This is a genomic window from Andreprevotia sp. IGB-42 (assembly GCF_009848685.1).
Lineage (GTDB): Bacteria > Pseudomonadota > Gammaproteobacteria > Burkholderiales > Chitinibacteraceae > Andreprevotia.
This window is the reverse complement of sequence record NZ_WXTX01000009.1, coordinates 122,902-149,025: the sequence shown is the minus strand read 5'-3', so window position 1 is coordinate 149,025 and position 26,124 is coordinate 122,902. Positions and strand designations below refer to the sequence as shown.

The 26,124-nt window shown below is 64.8% G+C and carries 23 protein-coding genes and 1 riboswitch; of the genes, 8 read left to right on the top strand and 15 right to left on the bottom strand.

Going from position 1 to position 26,124, the window contains the following annotated elements; genetic code table 11:
* Window positions 1-120: 120 nt before the first annotated feature.
* The 11 genes from IGB42_RS14810 to IGB42_RS14760 all read right to left on the bottom strand — a co-directional run bounded on the left by IGB42_RS14810 (window position 121) and on the right by IGB42_RS14760 (window position 10,440).
* A complete protein-coding gene (locus IGB42_RS14810) occupies window positions 121-1,113 on the bottom strand; it encodes an ABC transporter substrate-binding protein (RefSeq protein ID WP_201799950.1) in 993 nt (330 codons plus the stop codon).
* A 15-nt stretch (window positions 1,114-1,128) separates the two neighbouring features.
* Window positions 1,129-1,554 carry a biopolymer transporter ExbD gene (locus IGB42_RS14805; protein WP_159672966.1) on the bottom strand — a complete coding sequence of 142 codons (426 nt, stop codon included), beginning with the start codon at window positions 1,552-1,554 and terminating at the stop codon, window positions 1,129-1,131.
* 1 nt (window position 1,555) lies between these two features.
* On the bottom strand, window positions 1,556-2,398 hold the full coding sequence (locus IGB42_RS14800; RefSeq protein ID WP_159672964.1) for a MotA/TolQ/ExbB proton channel family protein: 843 nt from the start codon (window positions 2,396-2,398) through the stop codon (window positions 1,556-1,558).
* Between the two features lie 67 nt (window positions 2,399-2,465).
* Window positions 2,466-3,212: a TonB family protein gene (locus tag IGB42_RS14795; protein ID WP_159672961.1), complete on the bottom strand. Its 747-nt coding sequence runs from the start codon at window positions 3,210-3,212 to the stop codon at window positions 2,466-2,468.
* 5 nt (window positions 3,213-3,217) lie between these two features.
* Complete coding sequence (locus IGB42_RS14790; RefSeq protein WP_159672957.1) at window positions 3,218-4,075, bottom strand: class II aldolase/adducin family protein; 858 nt, start codon at window positions 4,073-4,075, stop codon at window positions 3,218-3,220.
* 81 nt (window positions 4,076-4,156) lie between these two features.
* Entirely contained in the window at window positions 4,157-5,104 is a 948-nt protein-coding gene (locus IGB42_RS14785; RefSeq protein WP_159672955.1) for a D-isomer specific 2-hydroxyacid dehydrogenase family protein, read from the bottom strand.
* Window positions 5,105-5,113: 9 nt separating this feature from the next.
* Entirely contained in the window at window positions 5,114-6,208 is a 1,095-nt protein-coding gene (locus tag IGB42_RS14780; RefSeq protein WP_159672953.1) for an LLM class flavin-dependent oxidoreductase, read from the bottom strand.
* Between the two features lie 10 nt (window positions 6,209-6,218).
* On the bottom strand, window positions 6,219-7,346 hold the full coding sequence (locus IGB42_RS14775) for an LLM class flavin-dependent oxidoreductase (protein WP_159672951.1): 1,128 nt from the start codon (window positions 7,344-7,346) through the stop codon (window positions 6,219-6,221).
* Window positions 7,347-7,385: 39 nt separating this feature from the next.
* Window positions 7,386-8,612, bottom strand: a complete 1,227-nt coding sequence (locus IGB42_RS14770; RefSeq protein WP_159672949.1) for an acyl-CoA dehydrogenase family protein — start codon at window positions 8,610-8,612, stop codon at window positions 7,386-7,388.
* A complete protein-coding gene (locus tag IGB42_RS14765; RefSeq protein ID WP_159672947.1) occupies window positions 8,609-9,583 on the bottom strand; it encodes an ABC transporter ATP-binding protein in 975 nt (324 codons plus the stop codon). The genes IGB42_RS14770 and IGB42_RS14765 overlap by 4 nt, the downstream gene beginning before the upstream one ends.
* A 5-nt stretch (window positions 9,584-9,588) precedes the next feature.
* Window positions 9,589-10,440 (bottom strand): ABC transporter permease subunit, encoded by an 852-nt coding sequence (locus IGB42_RS14760; protein WP_159672945.1) that lies wholly within the window; start codon window positions 10,438-10,440, stop codon window positions 9,589-9,591.
* Between the two features lie 227 nt (window positions 10,441-10,667).
* Here IGB42_RS14760 and IGB42_RS14755 point away from each other — a divergent pair, with 227 nt between their 5' ends.
* Window positions 10,668-11,582: a LysR family transcriptional regulator gene (locus tag IGB42_RS14755; RefSeq protein WP_159672943.1), complete on the top strand. Its 915-nt coding sequence runs from the start codon at window positions 10,668-10,670 to the stop codon at window positions 11,580-11,582.
* On the opposite strand, the gene IGB42_RS14750 is transcribed toward IGB42_RS14755, so the two are convergent.
* Window positions 11,566-12,255, bottom strand: coding sequence for a peroxiredoxin-like family protein (locus tag IGB42_RS14750; protein WP_159672941.1), 690 nt, complete (start codon window positions 12,253-12,255; stop codon window positions 11,566-11,568). The genes IGB42_RS14755 and IGB42_RS14750 overlap by 17 nt on opposite strands.
* Before the next feature lie 319 nt (window positions 12,256-12,574).
* Here IGB42_RS14750 and IGB42_RS14745 point away from each other — a divergent pair, with 319 nt between their 5' ends.
* Complete coding sequence (locus IGB42_RS14745; RefSeq protein ID WP_159672939.1) at window positions 12,575-13,780, top strand: MFS transporter; 1,206 nt, start codon at window positions 12,575-12,577, stop codon at window positions 13,778-13,780.
* A gap of 132 nt (window positions 13,781-13,912) precedes the next feature.
* Here IGB42_RS14745 and IGB42_RS14740 read toward each other — a convergent pair whose 3' ends face one another.
* Both IGB42_RS14740 and IGB42_RS14735 read right to left on the bottom strand, forming a co-directional pair.
* Window positions 13,913-17,011, bottom strand: a complete 3,099-nt coding sequence (locus IGB42_RS14740) for an efflux RND transporter permease subunit (RefSeq protein WP_159672937.1) — start codon at window positions 17,009-17,011, stop codon at window positions 13,913-13,915.
* Window positions 17,012-17,014: 3 nt separating this feature from the next.
* Window positions 17,015-18,151 carry an efflux RND transporter periplasmic adaptor subunit gene (locus IGB42_RS14735; RefSeq protein ID WP_159672935.1) on the bottom strand — a complete coding sequence of 379 codons (1,137 nt, stop codon included), beginning with the start codon at window positions 18,149-18,151 and terminating at the stop codon, window positions 17,015-17,017.
* A 481-nt stretch (window positions 18,152-18,632) separates the two neighbouring features.
* On the opposite strand from IGB42_RS14735, the gene fepB reads away from it, so the two are divergent.
* The 3 genes from fepB to IGB42_RS14720 all read left to right on the top strand — a co-directional run bounded on the left by fepB (window position 18,633) and on the right by IGB42_RS14720 (window position 21,659).
* Window positions 18,633-19,658: a Fe2+-enterobactin ABC transporter substrate-binding protein gene (fepB, locus tag IGB42_RS14730; protein WP_236822598.1), complete on the top strand. Its 1,026-nt coding sequence runs from the start codon at window positions 18,633-18,635 to the stop codon at window positions 19,656-19,658.
* A gap of 128 nt (window positions 19,659-19,786) precedes the next feature.
* Window positions 19,787-20,140, top strand: coding sequence for a hypothetical protein (locus IGB42_RS14725; protein WP_159672933.1), 354 nt, complete (start codon window positions 19,787-19,789; stop codon window positions 20,138-20,140).
* Between the two features lie 55 nt (window positions 20,141-20,195).
* Window positions 20,196-20,259, top strand: a riboswitch (Fluoride riboswitch).
* A gap of 86 nt (window positions 20,260-20,345) precedes the next feature.
* The gene (locus IGB42_RS14720) at window positions 20,346-21,659 is read left to right on the top strand and encodes a voltage-gated chloride channel family protein (protein WP_159672931.1); all 1,314 of its coding nucleotides are present in this window, start codon (window positions 20,346-20,348) and stop codon (window positions 21,657-21,659) included.
* 93 nt (window positions 21,660-21,752) lie between these two features.
* Here IGB42_RS14720 and entS read toward each other — a convergent pair whose 3' ends face one another.
* On the bottom strand, window positions 21,753-23,042 hold the full coding sequence (gene entS / locus IGB42_RS14715; RefSeq protein WP_159672929.1) for an enterobactin transporter EntS: 1,290 nt from the start codon (window positions 23,040-23,042) through the stop codon (window positions 21,753-21,755).
* 111 nt (window positions 23,043-23,153) lie between these two features.
* On the opposite strand from entS, the gene fepD reads away from it, so the two are divergent.
* From fepD to IGB42_RS14700, 3 genes are read left to right on the top strand one after another with little or no spacing between them, the layout of a single operon-like run.
* The gene (fepD, locus tag IGB42_RS14710; protein ID WP_159672927.1) at window positions 23,154-24,185 is read left to right on the top strand and encodes a Fe(3+)-siderophore ABC transporter permease; all 1,032 of its coding nucleotides are present in this window, start codon (window positions 23,154-23,156) and stop codon (window positions 24,183-24,185) included.
* Window positions 24,182-25,231, top strand: coding sequence for an iron-enterobactin ABC transporter permease (gene fepG, locus IGB42_RS14705; RefSeq protein ID WP_159672925.1), 1,050 nt, complete (start codon window positions 24,182-24,184; stop codon window positions 25,229-25,231). The genes fepD and fepG overlap by 4 nt, the downstream gene beginning before the upstream one ends.
* Complete coding sequence (locus IGB42_RS14700) at window positions 25,228-26,097, top strand: ABC transporter ATP-binding protein (protein WP_159672923.1); 870 nt, start codon at window positions 25,228-25,230, stop codon at window positions 26,095-26,097. Before fepG ends, IGB42_RS14700 begins: the two co-directional genes overlap by 4 nt.
* The last annotated feature ends 27 nt before the right edge of the window (window positions 26,098-26,124 follow it).

Here is a 26,124-nt window from a genome sequence, read left to right as displayed (position 1 = left end):
AAATCTCCCTGATTGTTTTTTCAGGCGCCTTTCCGGCGCCCGGCCCGTGGGCTACCACGGGGTTCAAATGGCTGCTGGCGCGATCTCTCGTCGGCCTGCCCCGGCCATCACCCCGCTACATCAACCCAGTACATCGTTCAGGCGCTTGTCCCACAGCGGTGCCACGTTCACCCGCTTGGGGATCACGCCGGCATCGGCAAACAGATCGGCCACACCCTGTTGCGAGCGGATGGCCGCGTCGTCCACTTTCACCAGGCGCGGCGCGGTGCTGCGCTGGCGGAACTCGTCCAGGAAAATTGCCTTGGGTACACCGGTGATCTGCGCGCTGCGTGCCGCCCATTTCTCCGGATTGGCGGTAATCCACTGGTACACCTGCTGCTCGCGCTTGAGGTGGATACCGATGGCAGCGCGGCGCAGCGGGTCGTTCAGTGCATCCTTGTGCGCGGCCACCAGGTAATTGCCGGACAGATAACCCTGCGCGGTTTTCAGTACCCGCGCGCCGCCGGCCAGTGCAAACTGCACCACCAGGCCGTAGATCACCCATGCGTCGAGTTGCCCGCTCTGGAATGCCGCCAGCCCATCCTGCGGCGACAGCGCCACCGGGGTGATATCGGCAAACGACAGGCCCTTTTCCCGCAGCAGGCGCAGCAGGAAGTAATGCGAGGTGGTCGAGCGCACATAGCCCACCCGCTTGCCCTTCAGATCCGCTGCATCGCGTATCGTCGAGCCACCCGGAACCAGCGTCACCTGGTTATTCACATCACCGCGCAATACCGCAATCACCCGCAGTGGCGTGCCGTTATCCGCTGCGAATACCGGCGGAATCTCGCTCATGCCGCCCACATCGATGGCGCCGGCAGAAATCGCCTCCACGATCAGGTTGCCGCCGGCAAACTCCGCATACGAGGTGCGATATGGCGGCGCGGGCAACGCCGCTTCCTTGAGGAAGTACGAGTTGTCGCCCTTGTAGTTGGCAATGCGCAAATCCAGTTTGGCCAGCTGCGCATCGCTGCCGGCGGCAGCGCGCGCCAGCGGTGCCAGCAAGCCGGCCGCGCCGATACCGGCCACGCCCAGCAAGCCCAGCGCATGGCGCCGTGTCATCTCCATACTCATGATGTGCTCCGCCGCTCAGTGCTTGCTTGGCTCGGAAACCAGCGCCACCTTGGCAAAGCCGGCATCGCTGATTTCGCCCATGGTTTCCACCACGGTGCCGTAGGCAATGGCGCGGTCACCCTTCACATGAATGCGCCGCGTGACATCACCGCCGGTTGCCGCGCGCAACGCAGCCACCAGGCTCTGATCACCCACGGCGTTCTTGTCGATATAGCGTTTGCCCTGTGCATCCACACTGACCGTGATCGGCGGCTTGGTATCGGTCAGCGGCTTGGCATTGGCCTTGGGCAGATCGACATTGATGCCGCTGGCCATCAGCGGTGCCGCCACCATGAACACGATCAGCAGCACCAGCATCACGTCCACCAGCGGAGTGACGTTGATTTCGCTGACCGCAACCGGTATCAGCGCGTTGTTGGCATTACCCAGCTTCACGCCCATGTCATGCCCCTTCCGCGATCAGCCGGCCACCACCTGCGGAGGCGTGGCTGCTGGTCTCGGTAGCGCGGCGCGGCGTATCCGCGCTGGTGTGGTGTTCCACCGTGGCGCGGCTGACCGCAGCCGGTGCTTCACCGGCAGACAGGCGGCGCGAGAACTCCACTTCGGTCAAACCGATCAGCGTGCCCAGCCGGTTGGCGTAGTTGCCAAGGTCGCCGGCAGCGCGGTTGTAGGCCACCACGGCAGGGATGGCCGCGATCAGGCCCAGCGCGGTGGCGAACAATGCCTCCGCAATGCCCGGTGCCACTACGGCCAGGCTGGTGTTGTTGGTGGCGGCAATGCCCTGGAACGCGTTGATGATGCCCCACACGGTGCCGAACAGGCCGACAAAGGGCGAGACCGAGCCGATGGTGGCCAGGATCTGCAAACCCTTTTGCAGGCGCTCGATTTCCACGCCCAGCGCAATCTGCCCTACGCGATTCAGCCGCTCCTTGAGGCTTTCCTTGTCGTTGTCGCTCTTGAGCAGCCCGCGCTTGTGCGTTTCGCGCCATTCGGTGGCCAGTGCGCCGTGGATGCGGGCAAACGGATCATCCGCATGGCCGGGCAAATCGCGCTCCAGCTGCTGCAGCGATGCATCGCTCGCCACGCCGGCCAGCCAGAAGCGCGCACGCTTCTGCAGTTTCGAGAAGCGGATCAATTTATCCAGGATCACGCCCCAGCTGGCAACCGATGCCAGTGCGAGCAAAATCATGATGGATTTGACGACGCTGTCCGCCTGCAGGAACAACGCCAGCGGGGACAGATGTGCGGCAATGGCCGCGCCTGCGAGGGGGATTTCGGTGCTCATGGTGTAACTCCTGGCAAATCGAGATTGAAATACGTTCGGTACGGCACGCCTTCATCGGAAGGCGGCTTCAACTGGTCAGCTTGTAAACAATGGCGCCGCTCAGCTTGTAGCTGCTGCCGCCCAGATCGGGCAGCTTGGGAAACGGCGATGCCGCCTTGAGTGCTTCCTCGGCCGCCTTGTCGAGCGCTTCGATACCGCTGGTATCGATGTCGTAACTCAGCAGCTCACCTTGCGGGTTGAGCACCAGCCGGTAAGCCACCCGCCCTTCCTGCCCCTTGAGCATCGCGCTCTTGGGATAGCGGCCAGCGGCAATGCGGTTGATGCGGGCAAACACCTTGTTCACGTAATCGGTGGGGATACCATCGTTGACGGCCGATGCCTTGGCCGGTGCCACCGCAGGCTGCGCGGCGGGAGCTGCCGGCGCGGTCGCCACCGGTGCAGCGGCAAGCGGTGGCGGCGCATCTGCAACCGGTTCGGCGTTCTGCAACGGCGGGCTGGTATCGGCGCGGGCCGGTGCCGGCGCAGTGGCCGGGCGCGGCACTTCTGCGCGTGTCACCGGTTGCAGTTGCTGTACCGCCTTGGGCGGCACGATTTCCTGCGGTTTTTCCGGCTCCGGCGGCACGATCACCATTTCTACCGGAGCATCTTCTGCCGGTGGCGCTTCGATATGCCGGAACGTCCAGGCCACCACCAGTGCGCCGGCAATCACGTGCAGCACCAGCGAGGTGGCATAGGCGCGGCTGCCGGAATCCGCTGCGCGTGGTGCCGGGCCGCCAGCCCAGGCCTGCGGGGTCAGCGCGATGCTTGCACTCATGGCCATTACTCCAGGAAATCCGGCTGATCGCGCAGCACGCGATCCCACAGCGGCAGAAAGCTGAACCAGCTGCCCACCTCGGTACCCACCTGGCCGGCGGTATGCGAAGCCACCTCGTGCGACAGCGGCCGGATCGAGCCGGCAGCCTCGGCCAGCAACTGTGCCTTGGCGGCGTCGTCCATGGCGATGAAGCGCCACACGGCAGCCTCCACCGATTCGCCCACGGTGAGGAAGCCATGGTTCTGCAGGATGGCGGCTTTCTGGTTGCCCAATGCCGCAGCAATGCGCTCGCCCTCGCTGGTATCGAGCACCACGCCGCTGAAATCGGCAAACAGCGCATGGTTCTGGTAGAACGCGCATGAATCCTGCGTGATCGGCGCCAGGTGCTTGCCCAGCGCGGAGAACGCCTTGCCATGCAGCGCGTGTGCGTGCGCGGCCGCAACCACGTCCGGGCGGGCGATGTGCAGCTGCGAGTGGATGGCAAATGCCGCACGGTTGAGCATGCCCGCACCCTCGACGATATCGCCATGGTGATTCACCAGCAGCAGGTCGGAAACGCGGATATGCCCGAAGTACACGCCCACCGGGTTCACCCAGAAGTGATCGGTCAGGATGGGATCACGCGCGGTGATATGCCCGGCGCCGCCCATGTCGTAGCCATACAATGCAAACAGGCGGAACGAAGCGGCCAGCCGCTGCTTGCGGTGCAAGCGCTCGGCTTCCGGCGTGGCTTGCACCGGTACGCTCTTCCAGCGGAACGGGCTGTCGCCACGCGACAAGCCATATACGGACGGTGCCGGGCGGCTGGCACGCGGCGGCGCGGTGGGAACGCGTACGGGGGCTTCAAGCGTAGAGGTCGTCATCAGTCTGTCCTTGCAATCGGGTTCGGGGGTGTCGAACGGCGGCGGCCTCTCGCCGCCACCGCTGCAGCACGCCGTTGTTCTTCAATAGCCGCGCGCCGGGTCCACCACATCGGTCAGCGCCGCGCCGCTGCGCCACGCGGCCAGGTTCTGCACCAGCCGGCTGGCCAGGTCATCGAAAATGCGTGGCGAAATGGCCGAGGTATGCGGCGACAGCCGTACCTGCGGGTGGCTGTAATACGGGTGGCCGGGTGGCAATGGCTCCGGCTCGGTCACATCCAGCGATGCCAGCGCGATCTGCCCTTGCGCCAGCGCGGTCAGCAGTGCCGCATCATCGATCAGGCTGCCGCGCGCCACGTTCACCAGGTGCAGGCCGGGCTTGGCGCGTGCCAGTACCTGCTGGTTGACGATATGGCGCGTTGCCGCCGTTGCCGGCGCCGCCAGCACCACGTGATCGGACAGCGCAAACAGCTCGCCGATATCCGCCACGCGCTCGACCCCCTCGATACCGGGGTCGGCATCGCTGCGGCGCACGGTGATCACCTTGATGCCCAGCGCCAGCGCCTTGCGGGCCAGCGCCTGGCCGATGGCGCCAAAGCCGAAAATGCCCAGCGTGCTGCCGGCCAGCAAGGTCACCGGCTGCCATTTCCAGTCGCTGGCCTGACTGATCCACGTGTGTGGAAAATGCTTGGCTGCCGCCAGGATGGCCGCGAGGGCAAACTCGGCAATCGGTTCTGCCGCGGTGCCGCGCGCCGACGTCACCACCGGGCCATCGAACAGCCACGGCGGGTAGAAGTCGATGCCGGCGGATGCCAGCTGCACCCAGCGCACGCCGAATGGCCACCCTTTCGGGGGTGGGCCGTTGAGGTCCACGCCGAACGGGCGGAACGGCCGTACGAACAACACCTCGGCATCGTCCGGCAGCGTATCGGGCACGCCCGGCGCCACGCCGACCACGCGTGCATCCGGCACCTGCGCGCGGATCAGGTTGTTCAGCCGGTCATCCAGCTGGCTTGCAATCACGATGGACATGGCTACCCCTTACGCCGCGATGCGCTGATCGCTGCGCTCGGCAATCAGCCTGCGCACCAGCGGAATCAGGTGCCGGCCGTACTGCACGGTATCGGCCAGTGGCTCGAAGCCGCGGATCAGGAAGGTGGAAACGCCCACGTCGTAATAGGCCAGCAGCGATTCGGCCACTTGCTGCGGCGTGCCCACCAGGCCCGTGGAGTTGCCGCGTGCACCGGTCAGCGCGGCAATTTCGGTCCACAGGCGCTCGTCGGCCACGCGTCCGCTGCCGGCAATCTGCAATAGCCGTTGCGAGCCGACGTTCTGCGGAACCGCAGGGCGGGCGCGGAAGAACGGCGATTTCTCCAGGTTGTCACGCGCGCTGGCGAGGATGCGGTCGGCCTTCGCCCACGCGGCTTCTTCGCTGTGCGCCAGCACCGGGCGCAGCGACAGGCTGAAGCGGATATGCTTGTCGCGGCCGAATTCGGCGGCAGCAGCGCGCACCTTGCGCACCACTTCGCGCACGTTCTCCACCGGTTCGCCCCACAGCATGTAGACATCGGCATGCTTGGCGGCAACGCGGATCGCCGCTTCGGACGAGCCCGAGAAATAAATCGGGATACGCCCGTTCACCGGCTTCACCGGCGAATGCAGGCCGCGCACTTGGTAGTACTTGCCGTCGTGATCGAACGGCGCGGTGGAATCCCAGGTTTTCTTCAGCACATCCAGGTATTCGTCGGTGCGCTCGTAGCGCTCGTCGTGGCTGAGGAAATCGCCATCGCGCGCCTGCTCGACATCATCGCCGCCGCTGATCACGTTGATCGACAGACGACCGTCGCTCAGTTGATCCAGCGATGCAAATGCGCGTGCCGCCACCGTGGGGGCAACGAAGCCCGGCCGGTGCGCCAGCAGCGGGCTGAGCGTTTCGGTCTGGAAGGCCACTTGTGAGGCAACCTGGAAGCCGTCCGGTGCCTGGCTGAAATAGCCGATCAGCACACGGTCAAAGCCTGCGTTCTCGTGCGCGGTGGCGCTGGCGGCAACGTACTGGCGATCGATTGGCTTGCCATACGGCAGCAGGCTTTCGCTCGCATCCTGGGTGGAAACAAGGCCGATGAATTCAACTGTCATGTCGTTCTCCTCAAGCCGCAGCCAGTTCAGGGGCGTGTGCAACTGCATTGCCGTTGCCGGCGGTTTCCAGCGCGGCCACCTTGGCGCGCACCAGCGGGATCAGCTCGCGGCCGTATTGCAGTGCGTCTTGCAGCGGATCGAAACCACGGATCAGGAAAGTGGTCACGCCCAGCTTGTAGTACTCGATCAGCGCATCGGCTACTTGCTCGGCCGTACCCACCAGCGAGGTGGAATTGCCGGCAGCGCCGGTCAGCTTGGCAATTTCGGTCCACAGGCGTTCGTCCACCACCGCGCCCTGGTTGGCCGCTTCCAGCAGGCGCAGCGAACCGGTGTTGGTCGGGTTGCCGCGCTCCTGGTAGCGCGCGCTCTTGCCTACCACCTCGCGCGCGGTTTCCAGGATGCGCTGTGCACGCTGCCATGCCGCTTCTTCGGTTTCCGCCAGGATGGGGCGCAGCGACAGGCTGAACTGGATCGCGTCCTTGCGGCCATGGCGCTCTGCAGCGGCGCGCACCTTGGCAATGGTTTCCTTCACTGCTGCCAGCGGCTCGCCCCACAGTGCGTACACGTCGGCATGCTTGCCGGCCACATCGATGGCGATATCGGAAGAGCCGCCGAAGAACACCGGCAGGTGCGGCTGCTGCACCGGGCGCACGCCCGATACATTGCCCTTCACCTGGTAATGCTTGCCGTCGTAATCGAACGGCGTGGTGCTGGTCCAAGTTTTGCGCACCACATCGAGGTACTCGTCGGTACGCTGGTAGCGCTCGTCGTGGTTGAGGAAATCACCATCGCGCTGCTGTTCGACATCGTTGCCGCCGCTGATGATGTGCACGGCAATGCGCCCATCGCTGAACTGATCCAGCGTGGCCAGGCTGCGTGCAGCCAGCGTGGGGGCGGTAAAGCCCGGGCGGTGTGCGATCAGCAGCTTGAGCTTGCTGGTGTGGTGCGCGGCATACGCGGCAATCTGCAATGCATCCGGCGAGCTGCTGCCATAGGCGATCAGCGCGCGGTCGAAACCGGCGTATTCATGCGCCTGCGCCACCGAGCGTACCCATGCCTTGTTGATGACCGGGCCTGATGGGGCGATGGCTTCGCTGGATTCCTGGTGCGAGATAAAACCGATGAACTGGACAGACATGGTTACTTCTCCTTGAGAGCTTGAACGGCGGCCAGACCGTCAGAACGGGGCCAGAGTGGATGCGGCATGGCGGGCGAACCCGCTCTTGCCTGCCGCAGTGAGAATTGCGTCGTTTTGCGGGGTATGGATGCGGCTGCACAGCACATCGCGCAGGTGGCGCTCCAGCGGGTTGTGGCGGCTGAGCGCCGGGTTGCCGCTGATTTCCGCAATCTTCTGCACCGCCGCGATGGCGTTGCCGGTCACGATGTATTTGATGAAGCCCTGATCGGTGGGCGCGGTTTGCCCTTGCGTGGCCGCATGCAGGATGGTCTTACTGGCGAACAGCAGCGCATCGATCTCGCCCAGCGCTTCCTGAAAGCGCGGCACGCTGGACAGCGGCGCACCCAGGTTGGCGGGAACGCGCGAGTGCGCCCATTGCACGAACCAGTCACGCGCGGCGTGGGCAACGCCGTCGTACAGCGCGGACAGCAGCACGCTGGTCCACGAGAAAAAACCGCCATCGGCACGCGGGGGCGCGCTGGCCAGTTGCACGTCGACCGCATGGTCAGCCGGCACCAGCACATCATCGAATACCACTTCGTGGCTGCCGCTGGCCCGCATGCCCAGGTGATCCCAGTTTTCGATCACGCTGATGCCCGGCGTATCGCGGTGCACCAGCCAGCTGCCCACCAGCGGATCGGCATCGTCGCTACGCGACCACACCGCCAGCCAGGTCAGCCGGGGGATGCCGGTGGAGTACAGCTTGCGCCCGCTGATGCGCCAGCCCTCGGGCACGCGCCGCGCCACAGTGGCCGGCAGCCCCCCGCGCGCCGGCGTGCCCAGCTCCGGCTCCACACGCAGCGCATTGATCAGTGCGCCGCTCTGTACCGCATCGTGCGCAACCCGCTCCCGCAGGTGCGCCGGCCAGGCGGTGCTGCGGCCTATCATCACCTGGAACAAATACTGCATCACCAGCACCAGCGCGGTGGATGGCTCGCCCCGCGCCACTGCGTGGATCACGCTGGCGGCCTGCGCCAGGGTGGCCTCGGCACCACCCTGGCTGCGCGGCACGGTGAGCGACAGCAGGCCATGCTCGTGCAGCGCAGCGAAGTTGGCATGCGGGAACGATGCATCGCGGTCATGTACGGCAGCGGTAGCGGCAAAGCGGTGTGTCAGTGCCAGCAGCAGCTCATCCCATTCCGGCGTACCGGGCTCGGGGTGGCGCAATGCGCTACCGGCATCGAGCCTGGCGATGTCGGCGCTGGCGATTTGCAGTGCGGCGCTCATGCGGCCACCCGGATACGTTGGGTTTCTGAATGGTTTTCCGGTTGGGTTTCTGTTTGGAGCTGGGCCTCAGCATCACGCCGCGCCTCCAGCTGGGCCGCATGCAGCGCATCCAGTTGCGCGCCCTGCTGGGCCACATAAGCGGCATAGGTAGGCTTTTCTTCCACCCCCAGCAACGCCAGCAACTGGCGGCGCTTTTCCTGCAGCTGCGGGTCATCGATATGCCGCGGGCGGGCGCCGGCGTTGCTGATTTCCGCCGCCACCTTGCCATCGGCCATCACCAGGATGCGGTCAGCCAGCAGCAGCGCTTCATCCACATCGTGCGTCACCAGCAGCACCGCGGGCAGATGGGCCTGCCACAGGGTAAGAATCAACTGGTGCATGCGGATGCGGGTGAGCGCATCCAGCGCGGCGAAGGGTTCATCCAGCAGCAGCAATTGCGGCTCGCGCACCAATGCGCGCGCCAGCGCCACGCGCTGCGCCTCGCCGCCGGACAGCGTAGCCGGCCACGCATGCGCGCGCTCGGCCAGGCCCACTTCCGCCAGCGCCTTGAGTGCCAGTTGCTGCACATCCGGCTTGCGCACCCCCAGCGCCACGTTACGCCAGGCGCGCTTCCACAACATCAGGCGCGGCTCCTGGAATACCGCTGCGCGCACCGGCGGCATGCTGAGCGTGCCACTGGTAATGGCGTCGATGCCCACCAGCGCACGCAGCAAGGTGGTCTTGCCGCAGCCGGATCGCCCCAGCAGCGCCACGAACTCGCCCGGTGCGATATCCAGGCTCAGTCCGTCCAGCACCTTGCGCTCGCCAAAGGCTTTCACCACATTGCGTGCGGTGACCGCCAGCGCCTTGCCTGCCGGCGGGGTCTTGTTCAGGTCAGCTTTGCCGTGAACGGCTCTGGCTAGATCCGCATTACTCGGATCGGCTTGCTCGAGATCGGCTTTATTCAGATCAACACGTTCAAAGGGCGTCATGCTGTTCAGCTCCGCAGGAAGGAAGGGCGCCATGCCAGCGCGTGGCGCTCGATGGTGCGCACCAGAAAATCGGTAAACAGGCCCAGCAGGCTGTACACCAGCAGGCAGACCACGATGATGTCGGTACGCATGAAGTCACGTGCGCTGTTGACGAGGTAGCCCAGGCCGGCCGTGGCATTGATCTGCTCCACCGCAACCAGGCTCAGCCATGAGATGCCCAGCGAGTAGCGCAATCCCACCAGGAAGGATGGCAATGCGCCGGGCAGGATCACGTGCACGATCAGCTCTGCACGCGTCAGCCCCAGGCTGATGCCGGCTTCGATCAGCTTCACGTCGATGCTGCGGATGCCGCTGTACAGGTTGAGATAGATGGGGAAGACGGTGCCGAAGGCGATCAGCGCGATCTTCGGGGTCTCGCCGATGCCGAACCACAGGATGAACAGCGGCACCAGCGCTAGGAACGGCAAGGTGCGCAGCATCTGCAACGGCGAATCGACAATGATTTCGCCACGGCGCGACAGGCCGGCGATCAGCGCAAGGGCGGTACCGGTGAAGATGGAAATGCTCAGGCCCTTGGCGATGCGCGCCAGCGACACCAGCATGTGCGACGGCAACTCACCCGACCACACCATCTCGGCAAAGGTGCCGACGATGGCAGACGGCGCGGCGATGATGCGGGTGGGCAACCAGCCCAGCCGGCTGGCCAGCTCCCAGAGAAGCAGCAACACCAGCGGGCTGGCAATGCGCGAAAGGCCCGCAAGGCCGGACAGGCGCTGCGCGATCCGCACGCGCCCTGCCTTGGGTGTGGCCTTTTCTGCTACGCCTGCATCCAGCGGCAGGGACAAACTTTTAGACATCGCGATCTCCGCGACCGCCCCGTGTAGCAGATAGCGCCATCAGGCGTTACCGATGCTGCGTTGGCTGCAACATGGTGTTTTTTCCACATTGCGTACGGTCGATTGCTTATAATTAAACAGAATTAAAGATATAATTTATCTTCTTTTTGATTATTTACGAGCAAGCTTATCCGTGCCAAAATAATTAATCCAATGCATTATTTGCATGTATTTCATGCAACAAACACATGAAAACTGAAGACATCAAAGCGTTCGTCGCCGTGGTCCAGAAGCAGTCGATCAGCCATGCGGCCGAGGTCCTGCATATCACGCAGCCCGCCATTACCCGGCGTATCCAGAACCTGGAAAGCGCGCTGGGTATCGACCTGCTGGACCGCAACACCAAGCCGCCCAAGCCCACGCCGATGGGACGGCGCGTGTTCGATCAGTGCCAGGCGGTGCTGCGCGAGCTGAAAGCACTCAAGACACTGGCCGCCAGCAATACCGCCCCGGCGGGTGACTTGCGCCTTGGCATCACGCAAGTAATCGGCGATTACGTGCTGATCGATGCGCTCAAGGATTTATCCGAGTCCTTTCCCGATGTGCAGGCCAAGCTCTCCACGCACTGGAGCGCCAGACTGATCACCCAGGTAGCCAGTGGCGATCTGGATGCCGCCACGGTGCTGATGCCGGCCGGCTTCGCCTTTCCCGAGCACGTCAGCGTGGATAACCTGCTGGCGCTGGAAATGGTGCCGGTGGGCCGGCGTTGCGATTTTGCCGAGCGCCCGTATACGCTGCGCGATCTGCACCAGCATGGCTGGATCCTCAATCCGGAAGGCTGCGGCTTCCGCAACAAGCTGCAGCGCGCATTGGCTGCGCAGGGGCTGCCGCTGCAGGTCAACCTGGATACCTTCGGCACCGAACTGCAACTGGGCCTGGTGGCCAGCGGCGTGGGCATCGGCCTCACGCCCCATTCGCTGCTGTCGGCCAGCCGCCACCGCGACAGCCTGATGGCGCTGGATGTCACCGACTTCAAGCTGGAGGTCAATCTGTGGCTGGTGCACCTGGAAGAGCTGGGCAACCTGCTGCAACCGGTACGCCAGTTTGGCGCGTCGATTGCAGCCGGCTTCAGCGCAGGGCTGCCCGCTACCGTGCAGCCCTGACGGCGGCCAGCACCGGGCCGACATCGGTACGGTCCAGCCAGTCCGGCGCCACATCGATGAAGCGGATCACCCCGGCACGATCGAGCACGATGACGGTGGGCATCGGCAGTTCCCACTTGCCGGTACCGGTGATCTCGCCGATCGCGTAACCCTTGGCGAGGGCCGCCGCTTTCGATGCATCGTCATACTGGTAGACGATGCCCAGTTGGTGGCCCAGCTGATTGTCACTATCGCTGGCCACTGCAAATTCGAAACCATGCTTGCTCTTGATCTCGCCCAGCCGGTCCACCTGTTGCGGGCTGACCGCCAGCAGGCTGGCGCCCAGCTGTTGCAGTGCCGGGTACAGCGTGCGCTGGTAATACGGCAGCGCGATATTGCAGGCCGGGCAGGTGGCAAAGCGGAAGAACACCAGCACCAGCGGGCCATCTGCCAGCAAGGCGTCACGCGTCAGTTGGCCACCGTTCACCTCTTCCAGCACAAAGTCGGGAAAGGCATCACCCACCTGCGCCGCGCTGGCGGCATCGAAGGTGTCCTTCAGGTACTGGCGCTGCCGGATATTGCTGGCAAGGTCAGCCGGGGCCATGCTCTTCACGCGTTGCGCGTGCAATTCATCGAACAGATGCTTCAGGTTCGGTTGTGTGGTGATCACCTGATCAAGCACTGCTGTGGTCATTTTTTCTCCAGCCGGGTATGAGTGATGTTGCGATTGCTCAGGCTAAGCCCGCTGGCAGGGCATTCCCAATCAAACTTTTGCATGATGAATATGCATGCAGCGCCCGTGCCTGCCGCCCCGCCGGCAGTTACCGCCAGCACGCGCTATCTGCACCGGGCGGCACGCGGATCAGGTCATCCCTTGATGGCAAAAAAAGCTGCTGCTGTTACGATAGTCGCCTGCGCACCAGTCAATGCTGTATCGATTTGGCAGCGCACTCAGGGGCACAACCACACGCTGATGCCCCCCTTACCGACCGTTACCGGCTCTGGCACATCGCATGCAAAATAACCCCTCTCCCGCCGCCGCCCGTTCACACCAGAGCGCCAAGGCAGAACTCGCCATGGGCCTTGGCGGCTTTGCCATCGGCACCGGCGAATTCGTCATCATGGGCCTGCTGCCGCAAGTGGCAGACCAGTTGCACGTGACCGTGCCGCAGGCCGGCTACGTGATCAGCGCGTATGCGCTGGGCGTGGTGGTTGGCGCGCCGGTGATTGCCGCGCTGGCGGCGCGCTGGCCGCGTCATCTGCTGCTGATCGCGCTGATGGCGTGCTTTGCACTCGGCAATGTTGCCAGTGCGCTGGCGCCCAATCATCTATCGCTGATCGTGGTGCGCTTCCTTGCCGGCCTGCCGCACGGCGCCTTCTTTGGCGTGGCTGCGCTGGTGGCTGCATCACTGGTGCCGGCCGCGCAACGCGCGCAGGCCGTGGGCCGGGTGATGCTGGGGCTGACCGGCGCCACGCTGGTGGGTGTGCCGCTGGCCGCGTGGCTGGGCCAGGCATTCGGCTGGCGCATGGCCTTTGTATTTGTCGGCCTGATCGGCGTGCTGGCTTGCTGGCTGATTCACCGCTGGGTACCCAGGCAAGCGGGCGATAGCGCCGCCAGCCCCATGCGCGAACTCAGCGCGTTGCGCAGCAAGCAGGTACTGCTGACGCTGGGCGTAGGCTCGCTCGGTTTCGGTGGCGTGTTCTGCGTATTCAGCTACGTGGCGCCAACCATGACGCACGTAGCTGGCCTGGCCGAATCGTGGTTGCCCGTGGTGCTGGCGCTGTTCGGCGTGGGCATGATCGTGGGCAACCTGCTGGGCGCCTGGCTGGCCGACCGCGCGCTGATGCCCACCATCGGCGGCATCCTGGTGTGGAACGTGGTCGTCACCGGTCTGTTCTTCTTCACCGCGCATTACCCGCTACTGGCGATGATCAACATCCTGCTGATCGGCACCGGCGCCGCGCTCGGCCCCGCATTGCAGATCCGCCTGATGGATGTGGCTGAACACGCGCAAACCCTCGCCGCCGCGCTCAACCACTCTGCTTTCAACATCGCCAACGCACTGGGCGCCTGGCTGGGCGGCGCCGCCATCGCCGCCGGCCTGGGCTGGACTGCCACCGGTTGGGTGGGCGCATTGCTGCCGGCCGCGGCGATTGCCGTCTACCTGCTATCGCTGCTGCATATCCGGCGTAGTGCCTTCGTCAAGGCAGAGGCCTGATACAGCAAGGCAGCATATCGTTGCCCCGGGCGCCGCCACCGCTACTGGTGGCGCTTCGGGTAGCGGGGCCCCTTAACCGGACGCCGGGCTGCCATCCGGATTGGCGCACAGCGGGCATCCCCCATGCCGCCCTCAAGCAACTGCACCCTTCTTGCGCCCCCGCAACAGTACATAGAACAACGGCACAAAGTAGATCGCCAGCGCCGTTGCCGAAATCATGCCCCCCAGCACCCCGGTGCCGATGGCATGCTGGCTGCCGGATCCCGGACCGTGCGCCAGCACCAGCGGGATCACGCCAGCGCCGAATGCCAGCGAGGTCATCAGGATGGGCCGCAGCCGCTGCCGTGCACCGGCAATCACGCTTTCAAGCGCCGGCGCACCGTTGCGCACCGCGTTCTCGGCAAACTCGATGATCAGGATGGCGTTCTTTGCCGATAGCCCGATGGTGGTCAGCAAGCCCACCTGGAAGTAGATATCGTTGGGCAGGCCGCGCAAGGTCAGCGCCAGCACCGCACCCAGTATCCCCAGCGGAATCACCAGCAGCACCGCGCATGGCACCGCCCAGCTCTCGTACAGCGCAGCCAGGCACAGCAGCACGAACAGGATCGATACCGCGAACAGCATTGGCGCCTGTCCGCGGGACAGCTTGTCCTGATACGACAGCCCGCTCCATTCCAGCAAGGTATCGGTATTGCGTGCGGCGGCGCGCTCGACGATATCCATGGCATCGCCGGAACTCACACCGTGTGCCGAACCACCGAACAGCTGCGTGGCGGCCACGCCGTTGAAGCGCTGCAGCCGCGACGGGCCATGCTCCCAGCGCGTGCTGCTGAACGCGGAGAACGGTGTCATCTCGCCCCCCTGCCCGCGCACGAACCAGTCGCCGATATCCTCGGGGCTGGCGCGGTATGGCGCATCGGCCTGCACGAACACCTTTTTCAGCCGGCCATCGTGCACGAAGTCGTTCACGTAGCTGCCACCCCAACTGGTGCTCAGGGTGCGGTTCACGTCGCCCAGATCCAGCCCCAGTACCGCAGCCTTGTGCTGGTCGATTTCCACATGCAGCTGCGGCATGTCGTTGCTGCCACCATCACGCACGCCCGTCAGCCGGGGTTCACCCGCCAGGCTTTCCATCAACTGGCCGCTGGCCGCCGCCAAGTGCTCGCGGCCACGGCCGGCGGTATCCTGCAGCCAGAACTCGAAACCGTTGGTTTGCCCCAGCCCCTCGATCGGCGGCACCACGAAGCCATACACATCGGCATCACGCAAATCCGACAGCGCGGCGGAGGCCCGGTCGGCAATCGCCTGTGCCGAGTTCTCTTCTCCGGGGCGCAGTGCCCAGTCCTTCAGCGAAACGAAGGCCATGCCGGAATTCTGCCCGGAGCCACCCATGCCAAAACCGGCCAGGGTGAAGATACCGTCGATATTGGCCTTTTCCTTTTCCAGGAAATGTTTCTCCACCGCCCTCACCACCGCATCGGTACGCGGGAAGGTCGCCCCTGCCGGCAGGCTCAGCTGCATGATCACCGTGCCCTGGTCTTCCTCCGGCACAAAAGCGGTAGGCAGGCGCTGGTAACCCCAATAAGTGGCGGCACCGATCAATGCATAGATGATGCAGATGCGCACCGGCCGCGCCAGCAACCATTGCAGGCGCCGGCCATAACTGAGCTGGCCGGCTTCAAAGCGGCGGTTGAACCAGGCAAAGAAACGGTTCTGTTTGGCCGCGCCCACCGGCTTGAGCAAGGTGGCGCACAGTGCCGGCGTCAAGGTCAGCGCCACGATCACCGACAGCCCCATGGCCGCAACGATGGTCACCGAGAACTGCCGGTAAATCACGCCGACCGAACCACCGAAATACGCCATGGGCAGGAACACCGCGCTCAGCACCAGCGCAATGCCCACCAACGCACCGGTGATCTCGCGCATCGACTGCCGGGTGGCGGTGCGTGCATCCACGCCTTCCTCGTGCATGATGCGCTCGACGTTCTCCACCACCACGATGGCGTCGTCCACCAGCAAGCCGATGGCCAGCACCATGGCAAACAGCGTCAGCGTATTGATGGAGAACCCGGCCACCGACAGCACCGCCAGCGTGCCCAGCAGCACCACCGGCACGGTGATGGCCGGGATCAGCGTGGCACGCCAGTTCTGCAGGAATACGTACATCACCAGTACTACCAGCAGCACGGCCTCCAGCAGCGTCTTGATCACCCCCTTGATCGACAGCTCGACAAAGCGCGTGGTGTCTTCCGCATAGTGGTACTTGATGCCGGCCGGAAAACCCGGCTTCATTGCATCGATGCGCGCCTTCACCGCATTGGCGGTACTGAGCGCATTGCTGCCCGGCGCCAGCATGATGGCCAGGCCCGACGACGGATGGCCGTTCAGCCGCGACGTACCACGGTAATCCTCGCTGCCCAGTTCCACGCGCGCCACATCGCCCAGGCGCACCACCGAACCACCGCTGCGTGCCTTGAGGATGAGGTTGCGGAATTCATCTGCCGTCTGCAGCCGCGACATCGCGGTGACGGTGGCATTGAGCCGCTGCGTATCCGCTGCTGGCCGCGCGCCCAGCTCGCCCACCGACACTTCGGTGTTCTGCGCCTGGATGGCGCTGACCACATCGCCCGGCATCAGGCCGAAGTTCATCAGCTTGTGCGGGTCCAGCCATACGCGCATCGCGTAGCCGGTACCGAACATGCGCACCGAGCCCACGCCCTGTACCTGGCTGAGCGGGTCTTGCAGCGTATTCACCAGCCACTCGGAGATTTCCGTATCGCTGAGCCGGTCGCTCTGGTCGTATACCGCGACGATCATCAAAAAGCTGTTCTGCATCTTGGCAACCGTCAGCCCCTGCTGCTGCACCGGTTGCGGCAACCGGTTGGCGGCCTGGTTGACCTTGTTCTGCACCTGCACCTGCGCCATGTCCGGATCGACACCCTGGCGGAAGGTCAGCATGATTTCGCTGGCGCCGGCCGAATCGCTGGAGGCGTTGAAGTACAGCAGGCCATCGAGCCCCTTCAGCGCCTGCTCCAGCACCTGGGTGACGCTGCTTTCCACCACCTTGGCCGATGCGCCTGGGTAGGTGGCCATCACCATCACCGATGGCGGCGCGATATCCGGGTATTGTGATACCGGCAAGCCACGCATCGCCAGCACGCCGGCCAGCATGATCACCACCGCTACCGCCCAGGCAAATACCGGGCGATCAACAAAGAATTGGCTCAGCATCGCTTACTTCACCGCCTTATCGGGACTGGGGCTGGCATCCGCTTTGGCCAGCGCCACCGCCTTGACCTTGTCACCCGGCTTCACCCGCTGGCCGCCCTCCACGATCAGCCGCTCGCCCGATTTGAGGCCGGCAGTCACGATCCAGTGATCGGCATCGGTGCCTTCAGTGGTCAGCACCCGCTGCTCCACGCGCTGGTCTGCCGCCACCACCAGCGCCACCGGCTTGCCCTGCGGATTGCGCGTCACGCTTTGCTGCGGCACGCGCAGCACGCCATCACGCTTGCCCATTTCCACCACGGTACGCACGAACATGCCCGGCAGCAGCACGCCATCCGGATTGGGGAACTGCGCACGCAACGTGACCGCACCCGTGGCGGCATCCACGCTGGATTCAGCCAGCCGCACATTGCCTGCATGCGGGTAAACGCTGCCGTCTTCCAGCACCAGCTTTGCACGTGCGCCCGCCAGCGAACCCGGCTTGTTGCCGCGTTGCTGCTGCAGCCATTGCTGGCTCGATTGCACGAAGTCGATATAGATCGGGTCCAGCTGCTGCACCACTGTCAGCGCGGCATCCTGCCCGTCACGCACCAGTGCGCCCTCCGATACCGTGGAGCGCCCCACCCGGCCGGCAATCGGCGCGGTAAGGCGCGTGTTGGCCAGATCCACGCGGCTGCGGCGTGCGGCGGCTTCACCGGCGCGCACATTGGCCTGCGCCTGCACATACGCCTCGTGCGCTTCTTGCTGCTGCTGGCGGCTGACGGCTTCCACATCCATCAGCGCGTCGTAGCGGCTGGCCCGGTCGCGCACGCTGGCAAGGCCGGCGCGGGTATTGGCCAGCGCCGCTTCGGCTTCGTCGTGAGCAGCCTGGTAGCGCTCGGGCTCGATCTGGTACAGCAACTGCCCTGCCGCCACCAGCGAGCCTTCTTCGAAGTTGCGCTTGCGGATCAGCCCGGAAACCTGCGGGCGGATTTCCGCCACCCGGTACGCCACCGCGCGGCCGGGGAATTCATGCTGCAATGTGACCTGCTCGGCCTTCAGCGCGGTAAAGGCCACTTCGCTGGCAGGTGGCGATGCGGGCGGCTCTGGCGCTTTGCACGCGGCCAGCACGATCAATGAAACAAGCAGCAATTTCCTGGGCATGGTGCAACAGGCACGGCGCGCAAGGCGCGGCGGGCCTTTCCTCTTGTGGTGGTTGTGGTGTGCCCGGGCGACACTGGCCGCCGGTACGGGGTATTACGGGAACGGGCTGGCGGAAACGCGGCCCGTTGCGGGCAGCACGCTTGCTGGCTTGCCATGGCCAAGCTGGCATCACCGCAACCCGCTACGGTGCGGGTACGTGGCAGCAGAGCCACTACTGCATCTGCAATGCAGGTGATGATCAGGCAGTAAAACCGGCCGGAATCGTGCAGATATTCTTGCTCAACGCGATCGGCCTTTGATCAGGCCATCGCTCAATTGCAAATGCGAAGCATTTCTATTTGTACTAAACTTAACACCACCACAGGGAAGACGTCAAACCCACGTCCGCCCGGTGGCAAGCTGCAGCAAGCAGCGGTACATGCTGGCATCATTGCAGACCGCGCCATGCGCAGGCAGTTCCATCCATGCATGAGGTTTTATCGTGAACATCCTGAAAGTAGCCCGCAGCGGCTTTATCGCGCTGCTGTGCGCAAGCGTACTGAGTGCCTGCGGCGACAAACCCGGCCCGGCCGCGCCGGTTGGTAGCGCGCCTGCTGCTGCGGCCAGTACCGGTAGCGCTGGCCAGCAGGGCTGGCCGCGCACGGTAGACAGCAGCAAGGGCAAGGTCACGCTGGCTGCGCAGCCGCAGCGCATCGTGTCCACCAGCGTCACGCTCACCGGCGCGTTGCTTGCCATCAATGCGCCGGTGGTGGGCAGCGGCGCCAGCTCGCCCAACAGTACGGTAACTGATGACCAAGGCTTCTTCCGCCAGTGGAGCAGCATCGCCAAGGCGCGCAAGGTGCAGCCGCTCTACAACGGCGAACCCGATGCCGAGGCCATCGTCAATGCCGCGCCAGACCTGATCCTGATTGCCGGCACCGGCGGCGATTCCGCCATCCGGCTGTATGAGCAGCTGAGCCAGATCGCCCCCACCGTGGTGATCAACTACGACAACAAAAGCTGGGAAGAACTGGCCCTGCAGCTAGGCGTGATGACCGGGCACGAGCAGGATGCCAATGCCGTGGTGGCCCGCTTTGCCGGACAATTACAACAAACCCGCGCGCGGCTGAAATTGCCGCCGCAACCTACCAGCGCGCTGGTGTATTACGAGGACGATACCGGCGCCAATGTCTGGACTGCCGAATCCGCGCAAGGCAAATTGCTGACCGAGCTGGGCTTCACGCTGGCCACTGTGCCCGCCAGCGTGCGCGGCAACACCAGCATGGGCGTGCGCAAGGACATCGTACAGCTGGGCGGCGAGAAAATGGCCGACGGCCTGCAAGGCCAGACCATGCTGCTGTTCTCCGCAGATGACAGCACCACCCGCCAGGTGAAGGCCAACAAGTTCCTTGCCCGCAACCCGGCCGTGGCCGCAGACCGCGTGTATGCGGTGGGGCTCGATACCTTCAGGCTGGATTACTACAGCGCCAGCAATTTGCTGAAACGGCTGGAGGAGCGGTTCCGCTGATCTCTCCAAGCTGGCGGAAGCACCCAATCCAGCCTTTTGTGCTAAAAGCCCATGATGTGTGCGACTTCTGTTCTCTTCCTGCTGGCGCTCGGTGCCGTATCACCCCCCTCCGGGCCAAGCCACCCACTGTGGACGATTTTGCCGGCAAATGGGTCGTGTCCGAAGTGGTCGGCTATGCAGAAATGGGGGGCGGCATTCCCCATGCCAAAGCGCTGCTTGGCAAAGTGCTGACCATAAACAAAGAGGCCATCACCTTTAACGGCAAAACCTGCAAAGCGCCATTTGGCGTTCGGGTTGTGGACACCCGTACCGAATTGAAAGAAAACAGCGCAGCAACCCGGGAGGACGCCAAGCTCCCGGCAAAAGCGCCGTTGCTGGCCGGTGGCAATTGCCCGTCCTTTTTCTGGGTAAACAAGGACCAGATTGAATTTGACGATCTGGGCGTGTTCGTCCGGGCGGATCGGGATCGGCAGCAACCCTGATCGCCCATGCCGGGCTGCCGATTGCCCTCACTGCCTCATTCGCCCTACAATTGCCCCAGCAATCGGAGATGGCATTCCTCCCCAAACCGCCCGCACGGGCTGATGATGCCTGCACTGTTCTGGTCACCCGGAATGTTGCAGGCCGTGCCTGCCGCACTGGTTGACCCGATTTGTTCAATCCCCAGCAAATCAGCAACCAGGTGCCATGACTACCCCCAAATATCCCGAACCCCTGCTGCTGCTGCCTTATGTGGGCAAGTGGCTGCTACTGGCCAGCCTGGTGGCGCTGGCAACCGGCAGCGCTTCGGCGTTTTTCCTGTGGGCGCTGGCGTGGGCCACGCAAACGCGCGAAACGCACCGCTGGCTGATTGCACTGCTGCCCGTTGCCGGCTTTGTGGTGGGCTGGCTGTACCTGCGCTTCGGCCAGCGGGTGGAGGCAGGCAACAACCTGCTGATCGATGAAATCCATGATCCGAAAAAAGTGGTGCCCTTGCGCATGGCGCCGCTGGTGCTGGGCGGCACGGTGATCTCGCACCTGTTTGGCGCATCGGTCGGCCGCGAGGGCACTGCGGTGCAGATGGGCGGCGCGCTGGCAGACCAGCTCACGCTGCTGTTCCGGCTGAAAGCGGAAGACCGCCGGCTGCTGCTGATGGCCGGCATCAGCGCCGGTTTTGCCTCGGTATTCGGCACGCCGCTGGCAGGCGCGATATTCGGGCTGGAAGTGCTGGCGGTGGGCCGTCTGCGCTACGACGCGCTGTTCCCCTGCATGGTGGCCGCCATCATTGCCGATCAGGTGGGCCTGCTATGGGGCGTGCACCACACGCCGTATGCCATTGCGCATATCCCCGCCTTCAACGCCTGGGGTTTTGCCGCCACCGTGCTGGCCGGCGTGGTATTCGGCCTGATCGGCATGCTGTTTGCCAAGGCCACGCACGGGTTGGCCGGCTGGATGAAACGCACCATCCGCTACGCGCCGCTGCGCCCGCTGCTGGGTGGCGCCGTGGTGGCCGCCGCCGTGCTGGGCCTGGGGGCGGATCGCTATATCGGGCTGGGCATTCCCACCATTGTCGACGCCTTCCAGCAGCCACTGGCCCCGTTGGATTTTTCCGGCAAGTTCTTGTTCACGGTGGCATCGCTGGGCAGCGGCTTCAAGGGCGGCGAAGTCACCCCGCTGTTCTATATCGGCGCCACGCTGGGCAATGCCATGGCCCCGCTGCTGCATATGCCGTTCGCACTACTGGCAGGCCTCGGGTTCGTCGCGGTATTTGCCGGTGCGGCGAACACCCCGCTGGCATCCACCATCATGGCAATGGAACTGTTTGGCGGCGAAATCGGCCTGTATGCCGGCGTGGCCTGCGTGGTGGCGTACCTGTTCTCCGGCCATGCAGGCATTTACCGCTCGCAACGGATTGCGCAGTCAAAATGCCCGCCTGTGCCAGGTCATTCCGATGATCTGCAAACGCAGCTGCACCCGCCTGTAACCGATCCGGCAAGCAAAGACCGCGGCATTTCAAAGTGAACAAAGCGCAGCACCGTGCGTGAAACGGCTGCTGGAAACAGGCAGCAAAAAGCCGGGGCAACATTCACCCCGGCCTGGCTGGCAAGCAACTGATCAGTTGCCGCTCTCTGTCACCGGCTGCGGCGAGATCTCGTCCCGCGGGTCTTGTCCTTCCGGCTCGTTGCCCAGCCGCCGCAAGCTGGAAAAACCCAGCCCCAGCGCGCCGGCAAGCAAGGCCACCGCGCCGCCATACGCCAGCACCGATGCGGCCGGCAGCAGCCAGCGTGCCACGCTGCCCAGCAGCACGGTGCCCACCGAATCGCCCACCACGTCCTGCGCGTTCCACAGGCTGTTTACACGGCCCAGCAGGTGATCAGGAGTGTGCGTCTGCACCAGCGTAAACTGCAGCAGCGATGCAATCGAACCCAGGTAACCCAGCACCGCCAAGGCCAGCAGGCCCGGTACGATATGGCCCACCACGCCCAGCGATGCCACGGTCAGCGCCGATGCCAGCACGGCCAGCAACATCACCATGCCGGGCTTGCCCACACGGCCGACCCAGCCGCTGGTGAACGCACCGATCATCGCGCCCAGCGGCACGGCGGAGTACATCAGGCCCACGTGGAAGGCATTGCCGCCCCACGCGTTCTCGGCCAGGTTGGGGAAGATGATGCGGATGGCGCTGAGCAAGGTTTGCAGCGTGCCCAGCACCACCACCGCGCCCACGATGGGGTGGCTGACCAGAAAACGCACGCCATCGGCCAGCGCGCGCAGCGGGTGTTCCGGCTCGCCGCCTTCCGGCAGCAGTTTGGGCAGCCGCACCAGCGGGATCAGCGTGGCCAGCGTGCCGATGCCGGCCAGCAGGTAGTTCCAGCTGACATCGCTGCTGGCAATCACCAGCCCGCCAATGGCGGGCGATATCACCGAGCCGAAGCGCACGATCAGCATGCTGAGCGCACCCGCGGCCGGCAGGTTCTCGCGCCCCACCAGCACCGGAATGCTGGCCATCAGCGCGGTAATGCCCATGGCGCCGAAGAAGCCATCCCAGATCGAGATCAGGTACAGCGCCAGCAGTGATGGCGCTGCCAGGAAGGCATTGAGCGCCAGCGCCAGAAAGCCCACCCCGCACAGGCCGCGCGCCAGCAGGATCAGCTTGCGGCGATCAAAGCGGTCTGCCAGCACGCCACCACACATCAGGCCGACGAACATGCCGAGGCCATCCAGCGCCATGGCCACGCCCACCTGGAACGCAGAACCGGTCAGCGCGTGAATCTGGATCGGCACCGCCACCGTCATCATGCCCAGCCCCAGCACCGACAGCATGCGGGCGATGAAAACGGCCCGGAAAGCACGGTTCTGCCTGAGCAGGCTGAAATCAAGGAAAATGGACTTGCGTTCACTCATGGGCGACACCTGCATCAGGGCTGTGAAAGGTTTTGAAACCTGGCGTTCATGTTTAAGCCGCGCATGGTACCATGCAAAAAAGACAATGCGTCTTATTCTCATTATCTTCCCATGCATTCAAGCACCGCAAAAGCGCCCTCCCCTGTCCTGATCCGCACCCCTGCGCGCCTACGCTGGCTGCTGGCCGCTGCCGCACTGCTGGCCATCGTGCTGCTGCTCAGCCTGGCTATCGGCGCCAAGCCCATTGCGCTGCCTGTCGTCATCGATAGCCTGCTGGGCCATGGCAACAGCGCCGATAGCGTGGTGATCCGCGAAAGCCGCCTGCCACGTACGCTGCTGGGTTTGCTGGGCGGCGCGGCGCTGGGGCTGGCGGGGGCACTCACGCAGGCGCTCACCCGCAACCCGCTGGCCGATCCGGGCATCCTCGGCGTGAATGCCGGCGCCAGTTTCGCCGTGATCATTGCAGTGGCGCTGTTCAATGTCAGCGGCCCATCCGCGTATGTGGCGTGGGCGTGCGGCGGCGCGCTGCTCACCACCTTGCTGGTGTACCTGGTGGGCGCGTGGGGCAGCAGCCGGCTGGAGCCCATGCGCTTCATCCTGGCCGGCGTGGCGGTGGGTTCCGTGCTGTTCGGCCTGTCATCCGGGCTGGTGTTGCTCAATCCCGGCGCGTACGACCGCATCCGCTTCTGGAATGCCGGCTCGCTGGATGTACGTGATCTGCAGCTGGTGCTGCAGGTGGCACCGGCCATCATTGCCGGCGGCGTGATTGCGCTGCTGCTGGGCCGCTCGCTCAACGCCATCGGCATGGGGCATGAATTCGCCGTCACACTGGGCACGCGGCCATTGCGGGTACAGGCGTGGGCCATCCTCGCCATCACGTTGCTGACCGGCGCCACCACTGCGGTGGCCGGCCCCATCGGCTTTGTCGGCCTGATGGTGCCGCAAGTGGCGCGCTGGCTGGTGGGGGCGGATCAGCGCTGGATACTCGCGCTCACCACGCTGCTGGCGCCCATCCTGCTGCTCAGCGCCGATATCGTCGGCCGTGTGCTGGTGCCGGGCGAGCTGCGCGTGTCCATCGTCACTGCTTTCATCGGCGCACCCATGCTGATCTGGATGGCGCGCAACAAGGCGGGCCGCTCATGAGCAGCGCTGCGCATGCACCCCGTAGCTGGCTGATCGGCCATCCCGATGCCGCCATCAACCTGCGCGTGGATCGCCGCAATGTGCTGGTGTGCGCGTTGCTGGCGTTGTGTTGTGCAGCGCTGGTCATCGCCAGCCTGTGTGCGGGTACGCTGGCATTGTCGCTGCACGAAGTGTGGGCGGCGCTCAGCGGAGAAGGCAGCCCGCTTGCTACTGCGGTGGTCACGCAATGGCGCTTGCCGCGCGCCGTCACCGCGCTGGTCCTTGGTGCAGCGCTGGGCATCAGCGGCGCCATTTTCCAGTCGCTGGTACGCAATCCGCTGGGCAGCCCGGACATCATCAGCTTCAACACCGGCGCGCATACCGGCGCGCTGGTCACCATCATCCTGCTGGGTGGCAGCTATGTGGAAATCGCCGGTGGCGCCATCGTCGGCGGCCTGGCTACCGCGCTGGTGGTGTATGCACTGGCATGGCGGCGCGGCATTCATGGCTTCCGCCTTATCGTCATCGGCATCGCCGTCAGCGCCATGCTGGGCGCGTTCAATACCTGGCTGAGCATCACCGGCTCGCTCGAATCCGCGCTGACTGCGGCGCTGTGGGCGGCCGGCTCGCTCAATGGCATGACCTGGGCCAAGAGCCTGCCCGCCAGCGCATTCTGCGTGCTGGCCATGGCGGCGGCCATGCTGCTGGCGCGGCGCATGCAATTCCTGGAAATGGGCGACGATTGCGCCGCCGCGCTGGGCATCCCGGCCGAGCGCACGCGCCTGCTGCTGATGGCGCTGGGTACCACGCTGATCGCCGCCAGCACCGCCGCAGCCGGCCCCATCTCTTTCATTGCGCTGGCTGCACCGCAGATTGCCCGGCGCCTGTGCCACAACCGCAGCACGCTGACCGGTGCCGCTGGCGTAGGTGCGGCGCTGTTGCTGGCCGCCGATTTTGTTGCCCAGCATTGCTTCACCCCGCGCCAGTTGCCGGTGGGCGTCGTCACCGTCAGCATCGGTGGCATCTATCTGGTTTACCTGCTTATCCGCGAAGCCCGCCGCTCATGATCGTTACCTCCATCGCCGCGCCAGCGGAAGCCGCTGCCACCAGCTCGCACAACAACACGGCGGAAACCGGCTCCTGCCGCCTGCAAGGTAAAGACCTGCAACTGGGCTATGCGGAACGCATCATCAGCCGGCAGCTGGATGTGCATATCCGCGATGGCGAATTCACCGTCATCATCGGCCCCAATGGCTGCGGCAAATCCACGCTGCTGCGCAGCCTGGCGCGGCTGATCAAGCCCACGCAGGGCCAGGTCACGCTTGATGGCAAGGCACTCGGCCAGTACCCGGCCAAACAACTGGCCACGCAGCTGGGGCTATTGCCGCAAACATCCACCGCGCCGGATGGCATCAGCGTGGCCGATCTGGTATCCCGTGGCCGCTACCCGCACCAAAGCCTGCTGCGCCAATGGCGGCGCGAGGACGAAACCGCCGTGGCCGAAGCCATGGCCGCCACCGGCATCAGCGAGCTGGCCCATCAGGCAGTCGATGCATTATCCGGCGGCCAGCGCCAGCGCGTGTGGGTGGCCATGGCACTGGCGCAGCAAACGCCCATCCTGCTGCTGGATGAACCCACCACTTACCTGGATATCGCGCACCAGATCGAGCTGCTGGAGCTGTTCCGCAGCCTGAATCAATCCGGCCGCACGCTGGTGGCGGTGCTGCATGATCTGAACCACGCCAGTCGCTACGCCACGCACCTGATCGTGATGCAGCAAGGCCGCATCGTGGCGGAAGGGCCGCCTGCCGAAATCATCAGCCCGGACCTGATCGAGCACGTATTCGGCCTGCCCTGCCTGATCATCGACGACCCGGTCAGCCATACGCCGCTGGTGATTCCGCGCGGCAAGCCGCATCAGGCCGCGGGCTGAAAAACGGCATCGCAGATCGGGCAGTCC

Excerpts from the sequence above, each read along its gene's own strand:
- IGB42_RS14760 (WP_159672945.1), bottom strand. The coding sequence starts at position 10,440 with ATGTCTAAAAGTTTGTCCCTGCCGCTGGATGCAGGCGTAGCAGAAAAG.
- IGB42_RS14800 (WP_159672964.1), bottom strand. The coding sequence starts at position 2,398 with ATGAGCACCGAAATCCCCCTCGCAGGCGCGGCCATTGCCGCACATCTG.
- IGB42_RS14775 (WP_159672951.1), bottom strand. The coding sequence starts at position 7,346 with ATGTCTGTCCAGTTCATCGGTTTTATCTCGCACCAGGAATCCAGCGAA.
- IGB42_RS14810 (WP_201799950.1), bottom strand. The coding sequence starts at position 1,113 with ATGAGTATGGAGATGACACGGCGCCATGCGCTGGGCTTGCTGGGCGTG.
- IGB42_RS14770 (WP_159672949.1), bottom strand. The coding sequence starts at position 8,612 with ATGAGCGCCGCACTGCAAATCGCCAGCGCCGACATCGCCAGGCTCGAT.
- IGB42_RS14805 (WP_159672966.1), bottom strand. The coding sequence starts at position 1,554 with ATGGGCGTGAAGCTGGGTAATGCCAACAACGCGCTGATACCGGTTGCG.
- IGB42_RS14750 (WP_159672941.1), bottom strand. The coding sequence starts at position 12,255 with ATGACCACAGCAGTGCTTGATCAGGTGATCACCACACAACCGAACCTG.
- IGB42_RS14755 (WP_159672943.1), top strand. The coding sequence starts at position 10,668 with ATGAAAACTGAAGACATCAAAGCGTTCGTCGCCGTGGTCCAGAAGCAG.
- IGB42_RS14740 (WP_159672937.1), bottom strand. The coding sequence starts at position 17,011 with ATGCTGAGCCAATTCTTTGTTGATCGCCCGGTATTTGCCTGGGCGGTA.
- entS (WP_159672929.1), bottom strand. The coding sequence starts at position 23,042 with ATGAGTGAACGCAAGTCCATTTTCCTTGATTTCAGCCTGCTCAGGCAG.
- IGB42_RS14735 (WP_159672935.1), bottom strand. The coding sequence starts at position 18,151 with ATGCCCAGGAAATTGCTGCTTGTTTCATTGATCGTGCTGGCCGCGTGC.
- IGB42_RS14765 (WP_159672947.1), bottom strand. The coding sequence starts at position 9,583 with ATGACGCCCTTTGAACGTGTTGATCTGAATAAAGCCGATCTCGAGCAA.
- IGB42_RS14795 (WP_159672961.1), bottom strand. The coding sequence starts at position 3,212 with ATGAGTGCAAGCATCGCGCTGACCCCGCAGGCCTGGGCTGGCGGCCCG.
- fepG (WP_159672925.1), top strand. The coding sequence starts at position 24,182 with ATGAGCAGCGCTGCGCATGCACCCCGTAGCTGGCTGATCGGCCATCCC.
- IGB42_RS14785 (WP_159672955.1), bottom strand. The coding sequence starts at position 5,104 with ATGTCCATCGTGATTGCAAGCCAGCTGGATGACCGGCTGAACAACCTG.
- IGB42_RS14745 (WP_159672939.1), top strand. The coding sequence starts at position 12,575 with ATGCAAAATAACCCCTCTCCCGCCGCCGCCCGTTCACACCAGAGCGCC.
- IGB42_RS14780 (WP_159672953.1), bottom strand. The coding sequence starts at position 6,208 with ATGACAGTTGAATTCATCGGCCTTGTTTCCACCCAGGATGCGAGCGAA.
- IGB42_RS14700 (WP_159672923.1), top strand. The coding sequence starts at position 25,228 with ATGATCGTTACCTCCATCGCCGCGCCAGCGGAAGCCGCTGCCACCAGC.
- fepD (WP_159672927.1), top strand. The coding sequence starts at position 23,154 with ATGCATTCAAGCACCGCAAAAGCGCCCTCCCCTGTCCTGATCCGCACC.
- IGB42_RS14720 (WP_159672931.1), top strand. The coding sequence starts at position 20,346 with ATGACTACCCCCAAATATCCCGAACCCCTGCTGCTGCTGCCTTATGTG.
- IGB42_RS14790 (WP_159672957.1), bottom strand. The coding sequence starts at position 4,075 with ATGACGACCTCTACGCTTGAAGCCCCCGTACGCGTTCCCACCGCGCCG.